This window comes from Telluria sp. LT2P34 (assembly GCF_059685915.1).
On sequence record NZ_JCASIN010000008.1, the window covers coordinates 76,183 to 91,343 of the forward strand.

Annotated in this window: 16 protein-coding genes and 1 pseudogene; 10 read left to right on the top strand and 7 right to left on the bottom strand. The window is 52.5% G+C overall.

All coding sequences use genetic code 11. From position 1 onward, the window contains the following. Nucleotides 1-9 precede the first annotated feature (9 nt). The 6 genes from AC56KZ_RS18375 (at nucleotide 10) to AC56KZ_RS18400 (ending at nucleotide 2,512) form a co-directional block, all read left to right on the top strand. Nucleotides 10-732 (top strand): TIR domain-containing protein, encoded by a 723-nt coding sequence (locus tag AC56KZ_RS18375; RefSeq protein ID WP_497163631.1) that lies wholly within the window; start codon nucleotides 10-12, stop codon nucleotides 730-732. Between the two features lie 148 nt (nucleotides 733-880). Beyond that, nucleotides 881-1,108 (top strand): hypothetical protein, encoded by a 228-nt coding sequence (locus AC56KZ_RS18380; RefSeq protein WP_497163632.1) that lies wholly within the window; start codon nucleotides 881-883, stop codon nucleotides 1,106-1,108. Between the two features lie 78 nt (nucleotides 1,109-1,186). Beyond that, nucleotides 1,187-1,438 carry a hypothetical protein gene (locus tag AC56KZ_RS18385; RefSeq protein ID WP_497163633.1) on the top strand — a complete coding sequence of 84 codons (252 nt, stop codon included), beginning with the start codon at nucleotides 1,187-1,189 and terminating at the stop codon, nucleotides 1,436-1,438. Nucleotides 1,439-1,448: 10 nt separating this feature from the next. Beyond that, entirely contained in the window at nucleotides 1,449-1,817 is a 369-nt protein-coding gene (locus AC56KZ_RS18390; RefSeq protein ID WP_497163634.1) for a hypothetical protein, read from the top strand. A 66-nt stretch (nucleotides 1,818-1,883) separates the two neighbouring features. Continuing rightward, nucleotides 1,884-2,306 (top strand): hypothetical protein, encoded by a 423-nt coding sequence (locus AC56KZ_RS18395; RefSeq protein WP_497163635.1) that lies wholly within the window; start codon nucleotides 1,884-1,886, stop codon nucleotides 2,304-2,306. A gap of 53 nt (nucleotides 2,307-2,359) precedes the next feature. Further along, nucleotides 2,360-2,512 carry a hypothetical protein gene (locus AC56KZ_RS18400; RefSeq protein WP_497163636.1) on the top strand — a complete coding sequence of 51 codons (153 nt, stop codon included), beginning with the start codon at nucleotides 2,360-2,362 and terminating at the stop codon, nucleotides 2,510-2,512. Between the two features lie 523 nt (nucleotides 2,513-3,035). Here AC56KZ_RS18400 and AC56KZ_RS18405 read toward each other — a convergent pair. From AC56KZ_RS18405 to AC56KZ_RS18420, 4 genes are all read right to left on the bottom strand, one after another. Further along, nucleotides 3,036-4,985, bottom strand: a complete 1,950-nt coding sequence (locus AC56KZ_RS18405) for an ATP-binding protein (RefSeq protein WP_497163637.1) — start codon at nucleotides 4,983-4,985, stop codon at nucleotides 3,036-3,038. A gap of 100 nt (nucleotides 4,986-5,085) precedes the next feature. After that, nucleotides 5,086-6,246 carry a hypothetical protein gene (locus tag AC56KZ_RS18410; RefSeq protein WP_497163638.1) on the bottom strand — a complete coding sequence of 387 codons (1,161 nt, stop codon included), beginning with the start codon at nucleotides 6,244-6,246 and terminating at the stop codon, nucleotides 5,086-5,088. Nucleotides 6,247-7,256: 1,010 nt separating this feature from the next. Further along, a complete protein-coding gene (locus tag AC56KZ_RS18415; RefSeq protein WP_497163639.1) occupies nucleotides 7,257-8,525 on the bottom strand; it encodes a tyrosine-type recombinase/integrase in 1,269 nt (422 codons plus the stop codon). Beyond that, nucleotides 8,522-9,298: a hypothetical protein gene (locus tag AC56KZ_RS18420; protein WP_497163640.1), complete on the bottom strand. Its 777-nt coding sequence runs from the start codon at nucleotides 9,296-9,298 to the stop codon at nucleotides 8,522-8,524. The genes AC56KZ_RS18415 and AC56KZ_RS18420 overlap by 4 nt, the downstream gene beginning before the upstream one ends. Nucleotides 9,299-9,726: 428 nt before the next feature. On the opposite strand from AC56KZ_RS18420, the gene AC56KZ_RS18425 reads away from it, so the two are divergent. Further along, the gene (locus AC56KZ_RS18425) at nucleotides 9,727-9,927 is read left to right on the top strand and encodes a type II toxin-antitoxin system VapB family antitoxin (protein ID WP_379717036.1); all 201 of its coding nucleotides are present in this window, start codon (nucleotides 9,727-9,729) and stop codon (nucleotides 9,925-9,927) included. After that, nucleotides 9,924-10,310 (top strand): VapC toxin family PIN domain ribonuclease, encoded by a 387-nt coding sequence (locus tag AC56KZ_RS18430; protein ID WP_497163641.1) that lies wholly within the window; start codon nucleotides 9,924-9,926, stop codon nucleotides 10,308-10,310. The genes AC56KZ_RS18425 and AC56KZ_RS18430 overlap by 4 nt, the downstream gene beginning before the upstream one ends. A 102-nt stretch (nucleotides 10,311-10,412) precedes the next feature. Here AC56KZ_RS18430 and AC56KZ_RS18435 read toward each other — a convergent pair whose 3' ends face one another. Next, nucleotides 10,413-10,703 carry a hypothetical protein gene (locus AC56KZ_RS18435; RefSeq protein WP_497163642.1) on the bottom strand — a complete coding sequence of 97 codons (291 nt, stop codon included), beginning with the start codon at nucleotides 10,701-10,703 and terminating at the stop codon, nucleotides 10,413-10,415. Between the two features lie 402 nt (nucleotides 10,704-11,105). Continuing rightward, nucleotides 11,106-11,318, bottom strand: a pseudogene (locus AC56KZ_RS18440) (DDE-type integrase/transposase/recombinase); the annotation flags it as partial. Between the two features lie 74 nt (nucleotides 11,319-11,392). Between AC56KZ_RS18440 and AC56KZ_RS18445 the strand changes: the two are divergent. Together AC56KZ_RS18445 and AC56KZ_RS18450 are read left to right on the top strand one after the other, a co-directional pair. After that, complete coding sequence (locus AC56KZ_RS18445) at nucleotides 11,393-12,109, top strand: IS6 family transposase (protein WP_497163643.1); 717 nt, start codon at nucleotides 11,393-11,395, stop codon at nucleotides 12,107-12,109. Nucleotides 12,110-12,715: 606 nt separating this feature from the next. Next, the gene (locus AC56KZ_RS18450; protein ID WP_497163644.1) at nucleotides 12,716-13,237 is read left to right on the top strand and encodes an ankyrin repeat domain-containing protein; all 522 of its coding nucleotides are present in this window, start codon (nucleotides 12,716-12,718) and stop codon (nucleotides 13,235-13,237) included. A gap of 103 nt (nucleotides 13,238-13,340) precedes the next feature. Here AC56KZ_RS18450 and AC56KZ_RS18455 read toward each other — a convergent pair whose 3' ends face one another. After that, a complete protein-coding gene (locus tag AC56KZ_RS18455) occupies nucleotides 13,341-14,879 on the bottom strand; it encodes a recombinase family protein (RefSeq protein ID WP_497163645.1) in 1,539 nt (512 codons plus the stop codon). Nucleotides 14,880-15,161: the final 282 nt, after the last annotated feature.

Below are 15,161 nucleotides of genomic sequence, written 5' to 3' on the forward strand. Positions count from 1 at the left end.
GTGGAAAACATGAGTCAACCGAAAGTATTTATTGCCTCGTCAGTAGAGGGATTAAGCGTTGCCTATAGCGTGCAAGCGAATCTCGATCACGACGCTGATTGCACGGTCTGGTCACAGGGCGTTTTCGGCCTGTCGACACCTCCGATCGACTCCTTGGTAAGTGTACTGGACAGCTCCGACTTCGCGATTTTTGTTTTCAGTCCCGATGACGACGTAAAGATGCGTGGGCAATCCTCAAGCGCTGTCCGGGACAACGTTCTTTTCGAGCTCGGACTGTTTATTGGCCGTCTAGGTAAGGTCAGATGTTTCATCGTTGCTCCCGACGCCCCCAAAATGCATATCGCAAGTGACCTCACTGGCGTAACACCGGCGACCTATTCTAGTAACAGGTCCCCCGATGAGCTCTTAGCAGCCTTGGGTCCAGCTTGTCATCAGATTAGGCTGGCAATGAAGCGACTAGGGCGGATGAGACCGGAAGCGATCCCTGGGCATATTCCTGCCGTAGCCGATGAGTACGACGAGGGCGACAAGGAGATTCTTCTGGCTGATTGGCTCAATCTAGCAAACGTTAACGAAGCTTATAAGTACGACCATGTCGACAAGTCCATCAAGGTCGATAGGGGAACAAACCGACGACTTCTGCCAAAAGTTTTGGCAGAATTCAGACATTACAAAATTGCAAAGGCAAGCACGAACTTCTTCTCGCTTACTGAAAATTTCGGCGACGTTTAATTTTATGAAAGATGGTCACGTGATGCTCCAAACACATCGTGAGTGCCGTCTCGGGGACAACAGCCTCGAACGCGATTACAACCTCAAATAAAACGGAAAATCGCGCCATGCCGCCCGCTACCAGCCGGCTGCTGGAACAGAGGAACATATGGACTACGACTACGAATCTCACGAGCTGCTTCAGGAGGCGGTAGATGAAGGAATGATCGAGGAAGGTTCAACGGCACACGGCGTAGCAAAGCAGTGCATTGATAGCGGCTATGAGGCCCTCAGCCCTGCCCAGAAAGCCATGTATGACAGACATGTCACACCACACCTCAAGACGCTCGTGGAGCGACGCGAAGTGGACGAGCGCATGCGTGGCATGCCCGACTGAGCACGACGCCACGGAAAACCCAGCATTACTTACATCACGCTCGACGCGGCTGTGGCCTTAGACCAGTGCGGAGCGGCGATGAACGAGGGGAAAATGATGACGAACGACGAACGACGCAATGAGATACAGCGTTTGGGAGACAGGCATCAGAATGTCTGCCAGCTACAGGTCCGTTCGGGTCGCGAAATTCAAGCTGCAAACTACCAAATGTCGCCCGGCATGCAAACGCGACTCGGTCGCCTGATCGAAGCTGAAAAGCAAGCTCGGGCTGAGTTCGGTACAGCGAGCAAGGGGTGGCACGAAACTGTGTATGTGAAGCCGATCCGGTAACGGAAAACAGATGATTTTCAACAACTGCCGAAATCGCGACTATACGCCTATCTATGGTCCTGACGCCTTCTATGACATTGACCTTCGCCACCGGAACATTGAGTTAGCGAATGAACTCAACCGTGGTGATACCTGTGTCGTCGCAAGCTACGCAGGCAACTCAAAAACTCTTGTCAAGCTATCGTGGTACATACTCGCTTCGAAGACTACGAATCCTGACGAAAAGGGGGCTGCGACTCGTGTGTTCAGAGGGACGCTCATAAAGACCGAGACGATGCTGAAGGTCGGTGCGGTAGCCGACGAACGCTATCAGAACATCTTTACTGTCAAAGGTGCGTTCAAGTTCGAGCAGGCCGTGCGAAGCGTGCCGAAGCGTTGACCTCTTAGAAGTTGGCCCGAGCGTTGTACTTTTAATGCGCTAATAGCTTCTGATATCGGAAAAACGATGAACGACCAAACATACTCTCTGCTGCGTAAGGTTGCGAAAGACATTCGACAACCAGCATTAGAGGCAGGGCGAACGGCATTCGCCCTTGAGCAGCTGACAAAGGCGACTGCGTTCCTCGCCGTTGAGGTTCAACAGCATGGCGATGTCACCCTGGCACAGCGTGCCGATTTCGCAGAGGCCTTGCGAGACGCCGCGGCGATAGTCGAGCAGCGGAGTACATCCTCGGAAACGGTGGAAGCCCCCGCTGAAGAAGCTCTTGCTGAGGATTACATCGAACATGCACGGAATCCCGAGTACGTAGCCCGCGCTCTTGAATACGCTGCCAATTTGATCCGCGATGGCGATAGCGAAACTGGACAAGATCTGGTTCTTCTAATGGCAGGGGCTTTCAGAATCCATAAAGAGAGAGACCAAGAGTAGGTTTCGTTAATACGCGATACCGATTTGATCGACTAAATATCTCGGAAAAGACCATGGCTATATTTGTAATTCGCGAGGGCGACAAAGAAGGGGCTGTGCAGACCTCTGAGCTGCCCACCGGTGACATCGCAGTAAACTGCCACATCACCGTGAACGACAGCGTAAAGACCATTTGTTCGTCGTTTGCCGAAACTACCTTCAACTGAACTTACAAAAATTGGATCGTCCAAAAATCGTGCAAGGATGTCTTATTCGAGGCGCTGACAACGTGCGGGACGCGCACCCATTAGGCTCAACCAGACGGAAAACACCGCACTCTGTAGCCGGCCATGATTCGGCTTTTCCACTGAAAGGTTTGGGCAAGGTGCCTAGTCTCCGAGGGCTCGTTGTGCCACGCGCGGCGCATTACGTTTGCCCAAGTATTCCCGCGCCTCCGGCCTTGAACTGGCTGCGCCTCAACACGTCAGTGAAGCCTGCCTGCTTACGCAGGAACTGCGCTAACTTATTCTTCATTTCAATACGCGCCAGGCTGCGCCTGTCGATGCCGTGTAATCTGCATAAGAGCAAAAATCGCGTGCCGACCTTACGCCCTGCGGGCTTCCCCTAGGATGATAATCGGTATCATCATTGAATCTTATACTAATAGTCAAAGCATCGCCGGCTGTGCATGTTCAACAGGCAAATGAGCAAATAGGGAGTTATAAGCTGTTATCTAGTTGAAATAAATTCTCATTTGATTTCTAGTGTCTCAACTTCCGCCAACTCAGCCTGAATTACTTCTACAGGTTTTAGGAAGTTCTTTAACGCCTCTTGCTGTTCCAAAAGAAAAGGTGCATCTTTCACTTTACTGTGAAGATTCAACAGTCGCTTTTCTGCTCGTATCAAAATGGTTTCATACAATAAAGGAGAGATTTTTACCTCTTCCCCATGCTTGGTAGCTTCATTTTCACCTGGCTCAATCTTGTCACCGAGCACGAAGCCGTCAACACGCGTATATTTCTTTAGGTACCCTTTAGCTCTAAGTTCTTTCACATATTTCCAGACTTGGTCTTTTTCTTTACTACCTAACGCAAGCCCTGTTGTCTTCAAATCTATTATGACCAAGTGCTCCACGCCGTCTTCGTCATGGTTTTCGTCGTAGGAAGCACGAGCATAAAATCCCACGCTACTGTCTGGCAGGGCCACGAAATCAGGCCGGTTTCGTGTTCCTTTGCCGCCCGCGTCCTTGAAAATCGTCTTGATTACATTGGTCATTCCCTTATTAGACGTGAATTCAATGGACTCAAACTGGGCTCCGAACATCCAAAGACCTCGTTCAAATAATGGCTGCAACTCATGCACTTCATCAATGCCCACTTCTTTCAGCTTCGTGCGTAGCTCGCCAATGAGCTTCAAGCGGTTCTGGATCTCGTCAAGAACGAGCTTCGCCATTCCAATCGTCCATTCCTCTAGAATGTCGTGGAGCGTGTCATAGTCCGTCGGATCGCATCGGTGAAGCAGGTCAAGAAGTCCATAGCGAGACTTCGACTGTTCCAGCTTCGCAAGTATACTGGATAGCTGAACTATCTCATTTTCACCGAAGTTGGGACAGGTATCCACTACCTCATTTACGAAGCTCTCAACCCTATCTTTGCTAACCGGAGACAAAGTATTCATCGTAGTGCCAATTCTTTCAATGACAGCACTACGACGAGTTTCACGCTCTACTTTGCTTGAATCAAAGATAATTTGGCGAATACGATCTTGAACAGCCTCACGGGTTTTTGTCCATGCCGGGTTTTCTTCCTTAAAGCTACTCCAATCACCGAGAACGGCATCAGCCGCGTTCAAATAGTCAGCCTGAACGATGAAGGTGAACCGTTTAGCCTCAGAGGTTCTACCGTCTAGAATTCGTTCATAGTCACTACGGCTCCACTTGCATTCTCCGACAGCGCGGCCTTGCACCCACCACGCCAAACCATGCTGCTTGGTTGTCTTGTCTGCTTTTTTGGTATCAATATGGAGAATGATCGCTTTACCGTATCCAGCAACATTCACTTCGCTTTTCGCCAGTAAGTCAGGAATATCATTGAAGGTTATTTGACTTCCGTTTAGCTTGACTTTGAAGGCTGGGTTTGCAAGAAAGCGGCTTCCGATCAATTCGCGCGCTTTTTCTGGTGCATACAAGATAGTTGGAACAATGCCGTTGCCAATAATTTCTGTTCCATGACCTTTTACGCCGCTATCTTTAAATGAAAGCTCTTCGAGAACAAGTGGATCAGTAGGCGTACGGTGAACACGGCAGATAAATTCCTGGCCGTTTTTCCTTGACGTAATTTGATATGCAGATGCAAAGCAAAAGCTGGCAAAACGACCTTTGCCATTCTTGCCAAATACCAATCGTGGGAGCCCTTGAACGTCTTCAGGTGGGGCAGTCGTGTTTCCGCCAGAGGATATGCGGTTGTAAGCAATCGTTCGCCAGATGTGTTGAAACTCCTCACGAGTCATGCCGTGCCCGTTGTCCGATATCTTGAACTGTGTTTCAAGTTTCGAATTAGGCCACGTGATGCTGACTTCTGTAGCGTATGCATCCCAGCAGTTAGCGACAAGCTCTACAATTGCGGTAGCAGGGTCGGTGATAATCGCGCCCGTATAGCTTTCAAGAAAGCGCTCGTCATAAAGAAGTGTTCGTTGCTCCATCTATGCCCTCATTCAGCTCTTTTTTAGCTTCTTCTGTCTCTGCATTTCTCATCCATACTTTGCCCCATGTCCCAACAAAGCTTACATAATTTCTCTCGCATTAGGGTAACGCGTCGGTAGCTTTAGCAGTCAGGTGCTGGCGTCCGATGCGATCTAAGCTAAGAAGCTCAATATGTGGGCTTGTGGATTCCTTCCTCCCAGTAACGAGGACTTTGATGGGCTCATTAAACGCAATGCTTACTTCGTCTAGTTGCTCGTCAACGAAGGAGAACGTAAGATCAGTTCCGTCGGTTGTTCCACGCAATATGAAAGTTAACAGACCTCGATCCAGTGCATTAATAACACCTTCTGCCGTCACAGCCTCAGGAGGTGCAGCAAGTAATTTGTACTCTGATATATACGTTTTGATCTTCTTAGTCGCATTACGTCGTAGCGTGACAGTATGTGTGCTTCCTAGCACTGTGCCACGTATTTCAACAGCATCAACAATCCCGTGCATCGGAGGTGCAAGCCGGTCTATAGCTTCCAATATTGAAAGAGAAGGAATCTCATCACTATTAACAGGCGAGGAAGCCCACTTTAGCGCCTGTTCTAAAGCAGGTTTCTGTACATCATATGATAATGATGTGTCTACGGCCGGCAATTGGGACATCGCTGGGCGGAATGATATTTCAAAACTGTTAAACGCCAACATTTGAGCTTCAAGATCGTATGAGTTCCGTACTGCTTCGTCGGGACGCCCCTTAGTCGGGCCGAAAGTATTTTCTATAAGCTTCTTAAAAGCAGCAGGCACGCTATCGGCTGCACGCTTAATTACGCTGGCGGGTACATGTCCTTCTTTAAGGCCTTCACCAATAAGCCTAATCGAGATCAAGGGCATTAATTCCGGCCAAAGCATAGCATTTCTTTTTGGCTTAAAACCCTCCGGAACAATGGAAAGGCCATCGTTTAGCGAAACGCATTGCACAATCTTTCCGGAGAATAGTTGATCAATCCCCCACACCCATGGTTGGTCAAGTGCTTGTATAATCGTGCAATTGCCTTCTTTAAGTGATTTGAGAATGCGTTCGCTTGTGGGAGCTGCTAGATACCGTATTGATCCGAGATTAAAATCAATGTACGATTCGTAAACTAAGACGGGACTCGCACCTAAATTTGCGGTGAAAACTTTCGGAGTATCAAGTTCGTATAGCACTTCCAATGGCTCTAGATCGCCATCAGCGAATTGTGGATGCTGCTCGCCAGCAAGATGCCAAGCCATTACTTACTCCCTTCAAATGGGGCAACACGATCAATATCGTCGTACGGCCACCAAGTCATATGTCCTGGTTTACCACTTGTTAGGCAAATCTGGCCATGATGAGCTAGAAGAGTTCCTTCAAGGATGAAGGGACCATGGGACGGCAACACTTCTAACATGTGTTCACACTCTTCTTTAGTGCGAAAAACCGATATACCAAACCTTTTACATGCACCCGCGCCCTTGGCGTTTGACGCTAAACCCATCTCCGCATAGGTCCTGAGCTCAGATGCATTAGCTGTTGCAGTGGTGCTAGCACGATACACAATGCCGTTGCATGGTGCCGCTTCGGGAAACGGACAGTCAGAGGGAATGTTAGATGGGAATTTGCTCATGTCAAAATAGCTAGAATTTGAACGGAGCATACCATAGCTGCGCATGAGAGCGGGAAGTGTCTTCATGCTAGGTGGGTCGCTGCGCAAAAGCAGTCTATCGTCAGCGTTTGATCGTCTGTCGGGAAGACGATGTGCTGGATTTTTTTGATCTTGAGCTGCATGACAAACTCCTCCATCCGGCCGGCGCCGTCCAGCCTTGCTCGTTCAGAAGAATTTGTTGTAGAGAGCGGTTAAAACGGAAAGCAACCGCTGCTGCAAATCCGCGAAATATTTGTTGCCTTAAAAACATTAGTAAAGCAGCCATCCGGATAATGTCCCAGGTGCGAATTAAAGGGTTCACTGCGAGCCGACCGATCCGACGAACTGATCGAGGGGCTGCCTCGAGGTGTAACTCCTCTTCCAGAATGAGAAGCAAATCGTGAACCAAAAAGCAAGGCAACTAGAAAAACAATACATCACCGCAGGAGTTCGCAGACTTACTTTTGTATGACGCATAACGAAGGCTTAAACCTCGCGCGCTGAGCCATGCCTCCCGCTCGAAACCGCGAACGGTTCGGGTATGTGGGTCTACCTCAAGGACTTTCCTAAGATAGGGTTCTTCTTTTCGGTCCGGCAACCCTTAATGTCCTCTTTAGTTCAGCCGACATGAGGTGTCGCCTGCGTCGCTAGGTCGTCATCGCCATCACGGCCATATTCTCGAATCTGGTCGAGCGCACTCTGCCGGGTGTAGGCCATGGTCGTCGTCACGCTAGCGTGACCCAAGGATTCGGCCACGACTCGGATGTCCCGGCCACGCACAATCAACGCTTTGGCAAAGGTGTGACGTAACCAATGCGGAGACACGTCGCGCAGTTGGGCGGCCTCGCCGCCGCGGCCGTCCCGTTCGAGCGACAGAGCGACCTGGTCGAGCCGGTCCGTGACGATCTGGTACAGGCTCTTGCGCGACGTTAGGCTGGCCCAGGCCCGGAAGTAGCGTCGGGACTTGGCCTCAGTTAGCAATTGGTTCCCGATCGCCACTGGCTTGGTCTGCACCGACAGCAACAGGCCGTATTCTTCACCACGTTCTGGCACCGCCGGGAGACCGAAGACGTTCCGGTACGTCATCAGTTCTTCGAACACTGCCCGCGTCATCGGCACATCACGCGCCGTACTACCCTTGGCGTGTTCCTCGCCGACTTTCAGGATCCAGTACGTCCGGGCGGTCTTCGGATCCGTTAGCGGATACACGTCGCGCATGCGCACGCCCACCAGTTCGGACGCGCGTAGCCCGAGCTCGCGCAGTGCGACAAACGCGAACCGGTCACGGACGCGCAGGCGGGCTGCTGCGTCACTCAGCACGGGTAGCGCATCGAGATAATCGAGCACATAGGCATATAAATCCAGGTCGAGCGAGCGCTCCGCATTTATCCGCCGCGATTTCCGGGTTTTGACCTTTGCCATCGGATTACGGCGGATAACACCGTCGTCATGCAGCTCATTGAACAGGGCGCGTACGCAGCGCAGGATATCGTCGCGGCTGCCGGGGGAGGGGGCAGTGCGGAAGGGCGTATAGCCAGGTTCATCGGCCCGAGCGAAACGCAGCACGGGCGCTTCGCTGCCGTCGGGCCCGGGACGCATGCGTCCCGTTTCGATCTTCCGGCACAGACAGTCCAGGGGCAGGTCGCGCAAGAACGCAATGAACGCGTTGGCGTGGGCTTGCGTCCAGTGCACGGGGGCCACGCCGATGCGGTTGCAGTACCAGCGCAGTTTCGCCACATGATAATTGTACGTGTTGGCCGTCTCCTGGCTATAGTCGCCGCCATTATGGCGCACACCCTCGAGCCAGACCTCGACCGCCTGCCAGCCTGCGGCCACGATGAGGTCGCCCTCGCTCCTGATCGCCAGGTCATCGGCGGTATCCCTCATCGCATGCCTCCGGAATTACCGCGCGCCATGCGCAGATGGTCGACCATGGTCTCGAGCCGGTCGTTCTTTGCCTGCAGCTCAGCGACGCGCTCTTTTACAAGTCGGGTTTCGCCCCGTCCCATCTCGATCGCCTGCATTGCGAAATAACGCTGCCCCTTTAGTTCTTCCGTAAGGCTGCCCACGACCTGCTGCTGTTGCGCCAACGCCGCCTGGCTCGCTGCGAGTTCTTGGGCGAGCAGGGCGGCGCGCCCGGTCTGTTCCTGCAACTCTGCGGCGAGACGGGCCGCAGCAGCTTTTGCGTCTGCCGTTGAGCGTTCAATGTCACGCAGCCGCGCCTGTAAATACTCGACCTGCGTGTCGCGACTAGCCTGAACGGCCATGCGGGCGAACTGCGGCAGTTGCTCGGCGAACGCGGTGCGGATCAAAGACAGGTCAAGCGCCGGCGCATTGGCCGCCGCTAGATATGAGGCCGGTCCAGCAGAGGATGGCGCGGATGTTAGGACCGCCGCAGCCAGCTCGCGCTCGAGGTCACCGCGTTCGGTGGCGATGGTCGACGTCGACGGACTACGGCCCGGTGCATAGGCGCGCAGCAGTCGCCGATAAATGTCGGGGCCATACAGTTTGCCGGTGACGGCGTGCACGACACGCATGAACGCGCGCAGGAACGGCCGGTGGTCGCGCGGATCGACCGGATAGCGTTCGAGCAGCGGCGCCACACCCTGCAAAAGATCACGCGCCTGGTCGTCGCTGAGGGAGAACGGCGGCCGGCTCATGCGGACTCCAAGGCATCGCGGCCATTTGTACAGCGCACGCCACACCGGTTTCGCGAAATTGCGCGGCAGGGAACTAAGGAAGTCGAAGTTGTCATGACAATGGCTGAGCAGGGTTAGCGGTAGCTTAACAGGTATTAAATGGGGCGTCAAAACCATACATTCGACTTAGCCAGTATTAAGTCGAATTATTGTTGGGCCTGCTGTCATTTAGCACTTGGCCGATTTCTTGCGTCGCTGCTTCTCTTTCCGAAGCGGCGTTCGCCTCAGTTTTGGCCTGGACCGGCGCCACACCGCATCTCGTCTCGCTCCGGTCGCAACTCTGCTACTGGCACACGCGCGCCGGATGTGTCAGCGCTACGCACTCCAGGACGCTTGCGGAGATGCTCAGTCTGATGCAAAATCGGCTCATATTTGATGATGGAGGCATTGTGAGAACAACTGTGACGATTGATGACGAGCTGTACGCGAAAGCCCTGGACATGGCCGACCCGGAGATGGATCGGGCAGACCTGTTCCGCGAGGCGATCAAAACCTTTGTCCGGGTGCAGGCTGCAAAACGGCTCGCGGCGCTCGGGGGCGCATCCCCGGAAATGCCCGAGGTGCCGCGCCGGGGCGCCGAACTGGCATGACGGGCGGTGTTTTGGTCGATACCTCGGTGTGGGTCGATCATTTCCGGCGTCGCAACGAAGTCCTTGTCACTCTACTTACACTGGATCTGGCGCTAACGCATCCAATGATCGTGACAGAACTAGCGTGTGGCACGCCGCCGGCACCGCGGGCGCGCACGCTAACCGACATCGCAACGCTTCCGCAGGCACGACAAGCAAATCTCGATGAAGTAAGAAAGCTGATCGAGCGTGAACAGTTGTTCGGGCTCGGATGTGACCTAGTCGATCTGACGCTGTTGACGTCAGCGTTGCTGACGCCAGGCTCTCAGTTGTGGACGCAAGACAAACGCCTTCTGCAACTGGCGCAGCGGTTTAGCATTGCTTACCAGCCAGCCCGACACTAGTAACGGCTGTCTTGTCGCAGGAACCTCGCGGCACCTGGATGCCGGAGCTGTGCTGGCGATACCAGTAATAAGAACACAGAATCTAGTCTGGAGGCCCGTCATTCAGGACTTGGCTCCAGCCCATGCTTCAGCCTCGTCAAGCGCATCGTTGTACGCTTCGGCGAGGAGGTAAGCATGACGCGCGGCGGCTGGCATTGCCGAAGCCGCCATCATAAGCCAGTGTCTGCGCTTCTCCTCTGTCAACCCGTTCCACCATGCGATGCCAGCAGCAGCTTGTTCCTGGTCGACCTGAAAGACACCGCCGCCCGCCTCCTGCCCGTTTTCGATCAGCGTTAAGCTCCACCCAGCCCCCAAGCTGGCCGGTCGTGGATGGATCTCATAGCTGCGGCTCATTTTTATCCTTATCAACACGGTGAACAAGATGCTAAAGTCTACACTCGCTTTATTTATCCAGCCAGCCCAGCTACACCAGCCCCAGCCGCATCTGAGCTGACACTTTGACCGTGCGCAACAGCAACGTTTTGACGAGTGAGGGTACGCCGTATCTCATGCGGAGGACGCCTCGAGAACCGCCTTCCCATACGTTTCCTAAAACCGCCAAAGCGGTAAGGTCGATGCGTACTTTCTCTTCACGTCGGCGCTGGCGATACAAGCTGCCAACTGACCCGTTCCGGACCGAGACTGACGCATATTTGTACCGCCGAAATGCCTGCAGTTGCCTTAGCCGTTATTAAAAAACGGTTATGGTGCAAATTATGGATGAAGGACGCACGAATCCACATGTGATAGTGACATTCATGCTGCAAGAACAGCTGCCCAGATTTTGGACGGAGTTTGCCCCTGAATTGCAAGAAAACGCAGGTCAAACTGCCCTATTCGGATGCGATGCACGAGCTCGACGCCACGAATTGTCGTCGCAGCGCAAGTGAAGCTCTTCAGACCCAGCATCGTGTCCAGCCTGGACTTCACGTTGCGATGGTCTCGCTCTATTAGGTTGTTCAGATTTTTTTTGACGAGCGGAGCTTCGTCAAGTGGCTCTGGTGCAAACTGCAGCTGGGCTAGAATGACGGCCTTTGCCCGACATGCGTACCCACCCGAGCCAGAGCAACCTGTTCAGAGGCAGACACTTCGAACAAGAGATCATCATTTTGTGCGTGCGCTGGTACCTGCGCTACAAACTCTCGTACCGGGACTTGGTCGAAATGATGGCCGAGCGAGGCTTGTCGATCTCTCACATGACAATCCTTCGCTGGGTTCAGCGGTATGCACCGGAGTTCGACAAACGCTGGAGCCGCTTCGCAATGCCGGCTGGCACCTCTTGGCGAGTAGACGAGACCTACGTGAGGATCTGCGGCCGGTGGGCTTATCTCTATCGGGCTGTTGATACTTCCGGCAAAACCGTCGACTTCCGGCTCAGCCCGCGGCGCAACGTCGCCTCAGCAAAGGCGTTCTTTCGCAAAGCCGTGCGTTCACAACGCCGGCCTCCCGAAACCATCACACTTGATGGTTACGCTGCCTCCCACCGTGCCGTCCGTGAACTTCAAGAGCAGGACCGGCTTCCTAACTTGACGCAGCTACGCTCGTCAAAATATCTGAACAATCTAATCGAGCAGGACCATCGCAACGTGAAGTCCAGGCTCGGCACTATGCTGGGCATGAAGAGCATCGCTTACGCTGCCATTACTATCCTTAGCGTCGAGCTCATGCATCGCATCCGCAAAGGGCAATTTGACCTGCGTGCTCTTGCAACTCAGGGGCAAACTCCGTCCAAAATCTGGGCAGCTGTCCTAGCAGTATGAATGCCACTAGCACATGTGGATTCCTGCGTCCCTCATCCATAATTTGCACCAGAGCCAAGCCGGTGTCCCTTTCGGCGACCGCCCTGTACAGGTCCAGCATTTTTTTTATTTTGTCCATGCCAGCAGTATTAATAATTTAAAAGTGAACAATGCGAGTGGTATTGAGCACGTCTGACCCCGCCAGCGTCCTGCCATTCACCAGCCTGAGCGGAATACTGGAAGGCCATGTAGACAACGACAGCCGCAGCTACAGCCCCGACAGCTCGTAGAGCAACTGTGGCAGGTTTTCTTCCATATTGAGGGCATCGGGTTACAAAAGTAGAGCGATATCCGCACTCAACACATGCTTGCAGAGCCATACGATTATCCTTAGCAGCCAGGCACCTAAGCACCTCGAGCCAAGAATTATACGGATCAGAAGTCGTCAAATCCTCACCAATTATTGCGATTGCTCGTGCGCCGGACGTTGCTGAGCTACTAAGGATCAATCTTAAAAACAACGGCAGCTATTACCAAAAGGGCCTGCGTCCCTGCCATTGTAACTTCCACTGTGCTTGATATCCTGTACTTGATGGCAGGCTAAGCGCTGCTGCTGGGGTACATAACGTGGACATTTTTTCAGCTGTTGAGCGTAAGAACCTGCGTGAGATCAAACGGATCTTAGAACGCAACCCGGGTGCAGCTCGCGACAGAGATTCTTGGGGTCGCACTGCACTGATGCTTGCGTCTGTTGAGGGCGAGGCGTTCTTTGTTGAGTTGCTGTTGCCTTGGAGCGATGCCACCAAAAGCGACAGGGATGGGGAGACTGCTTTGATGCTTGCTGCGTTTGGGCACCCTAATTGCGTTGAATTGCTGTTACCAGCTAGTGACCCATTGGCAGGCGATACAGATGGGTGGACGGCATTGATGTGGGCAGCGTCTAGCGGCAACGAGAAATGCGTGGAACTGCTCCTTCCCCACAGTGACGTAACCGCGACCAATCAATCTGGAGTGACTGCGCTTGACATTGCACGAGTGTATAACCAACAAGCGCGTGAGCAGCAGATCCGCCACCATATCGCCGCGGAGGGAGCTTTCAAGGTTACTGGAGCTATGGCGCAAGCGGAGACCCTCGGCGTCCGGAACTAACTCAGACTCTGGCGCTGATCTTTGGCGTCAGATTCACGCGACCCATAGTCTACGCAGTCCCATGCCCTCCTAGAGCGGGATCAAGGGTGTTGTTCGAAATTTTTTACGTCTGCGGTATGTCGACAGCAGCCACTGTTGCTCCTAGTTGTTCAGTCAAAAGCTGCGGTATCGATGTGCATGTGAAGTGCTGATAGCGTCCTAGTGACTTTGTCGATGGCCAAAGAAACTGATACTCGCGGAAGTCTTGGACGGTCAGAAAATACATCTGTTCAACCACTTCATTAGTTTCATTCATACGGAGCCAGAGGATAAAGTCAGCTATTGGGTGTTGGCGCAGTGTAATCCTCCAACGAGGGTAGCGGTAATCATGGCGGCATCGAGTGCACAACAAGCGTATCTTATAGCCATTAATGCAGTACGAAAACGTCGATAGCTTCTGTATGCGAATGTTTGCTGCCACCGCACAACCTTCCAGCTCTTTTCCAATGCTTTTCGTTATGCATCGAAGTCTGTGTTGAATCATGGTTGCTCGAAATAACGCCGGGCCAGCGAGGCCTGCCGCTTCAACCGTTTCCACCAGCTTACGGAAATGCGATGCGTATGACATCTCCAGCGGCAGGTCACTTTTCTCGATTAGATCGAATGATATCTCCCCATGCTTATTCAGTATCTCAAGCAGTCCAAAAAATATTTCACTATCGGTCCATCGCCTCTTGCGCCGAGAACGAACCTGCATCGCTTGATTAAAAATATCGATGCTAACGATACCTGGCAGGGCGTTCTCGACTTTAATCCACTTATCTGATGCATTCGGACGTCGCAAACTCCTGAGCGGCTGGGTGTACCGGTTAAAGACTAACGTGCCTGCATATTTCTCGTTTGTAAGAATTTCTTTGATAGTGCGGCTATTCCATGGTCTACCATTCTGATTTATAAGTCCTTCTTTATTAAGAATCTCGGCAATTCTCATATCCATCATGTGTTTCGTTGCACACATTTCAAAAATTCTTTTTACTACTTCGACTTCCTTGTAGGGTCCATGGGCCAACCCGACCCGATCAGTTTGTAAATTTTTTCGTTCTCCCATCTCGAGCTTACGGGTCAGACCCCCTTTCACTGAAATGCACTGCCGTCTAAGGCCATATCCCGCTGTTCCCCCTTGCCTGTACCCAGCGGCTGAGAAGCGACATTGAGCACTAAGAACTTTAGCCGAGAGCTCTCGGCTGTATTCTGCGGCCATTGCGCGCTTCAAGCTTTTGAGCAATGTCGCCATCGGTGAGCCATCATTTGTGAAAGGTTCCGCGCAGTAAGTAACCATGACCCCGGCCTTTCGACACGCGTACTCGTAGTAAGCGCTCTCATCAACATCCTGAAAACGCCCCCACCGACTTATATCGTAGACAAGAATTGTTACGTAATTTGCTTGACCAGTCTGAACGTCGACGAGAAGGTTTACCAGCCCTTCCCGTCCGTCAAGGGTTAAGCCACTTTTCCCTTCGTCACGATATATACAAACCACTTCATAACTATGCTGCTCAGCATATTCTCTCAACGCTAATTCCTGATGAGCTGTCGAATATTTTTGATGTTCGGTTGAAGCCCGCACGTATAGTGCAGCACCGCGCAAAGTCGGCGAACCCATTGCGATACCCCTCAAGAGTTTTCTGCAATTCAATATCTAACGTTATATGTATCAAGTAGCAACCAAGCAAACTATATTCTTGTGAGAAGGAATAGCAAGCATCATTTAGCGCTAAATTCAGAAGTTATCTTAGACAGGCGAGTTGGCTTGTAGATCAGTGTTCTCTGCAGCTTTAACGAACGGTCAAGGACCTTCAAGGGTCAGATTCGCCTCTGCGCCGGCAGGCGCTTTTCTTTTAGGATATTCGCCGTCTAAATTCATGGACACACACGCAGTGCCGTT

What these genes read in the sequence shown, in the direction of transcription:
- AC56KZ_RS18420 (WP_497163640.1), bottom strand. Translation starts at nt 9,298, where the DNA reads ATGAGCCGGCCGCCGTTCTCCCTCAGCGACGACCAGGCGCGTGATCTT.
- AC56KZ_RS18400 (WP_497163636.1), top strand. Translation starts at nt 2,360, where the DNA reads ATGGCTATATTTGTAATTCGCGAGGGCGACAAAGAAGGGGCTGTGCAG.
- AC56KZ_RS18410 (WP_497163638.1), bottom strand. Translation starts at nt 6,246, where the DNA reads ATGGCTTGGCATCTTGCTGGCGAGCAGCATCCACAATTCGCTGATGGC.
- AC56KZ_RS18385 (WP_497163633.1), top strand. Translation starts at nt 1,187, where the DNA reads ATGAACGAGGGGAAAATGATGACGAACGACGAACGACGCAATGAGATA.
- AC56KZ_RS18380 (WP_497163632.1), top strand. Translation starts at nt 881, where the DNA reads ATGGACTACGACTACGAATCTCACGAGCTGCTTCAGGAGGCGGTAGAT.
- AC56KZ_RS18435 (WP_497163642.1), bottom strand. Translation starts at nt 10,703, where the DNA reads ATGAGCCGCAGCTATGAGATCCATCCACGACCGGCCAGCTTGGGGGCT.
- AC56KZ_RS18390 (WP_497163634.1), top strand. Translation starts at nt 1,449, where the DNA reads ATGATTTTCAACAACTGCCGAAATCGCGACTATACGCCTATCTATGGT.
- AC56KZ_RS18395 (WP_497163635.1), top strand. Translation starts at nt 1,884, where the DNA reads ATGAACGACCAAACATACTCTCTGCTGCGTAAGGTTGCGAAAGACATT.
- AC56KZ_RS18415 (WP_497163639.1), bottom strand. Translation starts at nt 8,525, where the DNA reads ATGAGGGATACCGCCGATGACCTGGCGATCAGGAGCGAGGGCGACCTC.
- AC56KZ_RS18445 (WP_497163643.1), top strand. Translation starts at nt 11,393, where the DNA reads ATGCGTACCCACCCGAGCCAGAGCAACCTGTTCAGAGGCAGACACTTC.
- AC56KZ_RS18375 (WP_497163631.1), top strand. Translation starts at nt 10, where the DNA reads ATGAGTCAACCGAAAGTATTTATTGCCTCGTCAGTAGAGGGATTAAGC.
- AC56KZ_RS18455 (WP_497163645.1), bottom strand. Translation starts at nt 14,879, where the DNA reads ATGGGTTCGCCGACTTTGCGCGGTGCTGCACTATACGTGCGGGCTTCA.
- AC56KZ_RS18430 (WP_497163641.1), top strand. Translation starts at nt 9,924, where the DNA reads ATGACGGGCGGTGTTTTGGTCGATACCTCGGTGTGGGTCGATCATTTC.
- AC56KZ_RS18405 (WP_497163637.1), bottom strand. Translation starts at nt 4,985, where the DNA reads ATGGAGCAACGAACACTTCTTTATGACGAGCGCTTTCTTGAAAGCTAT.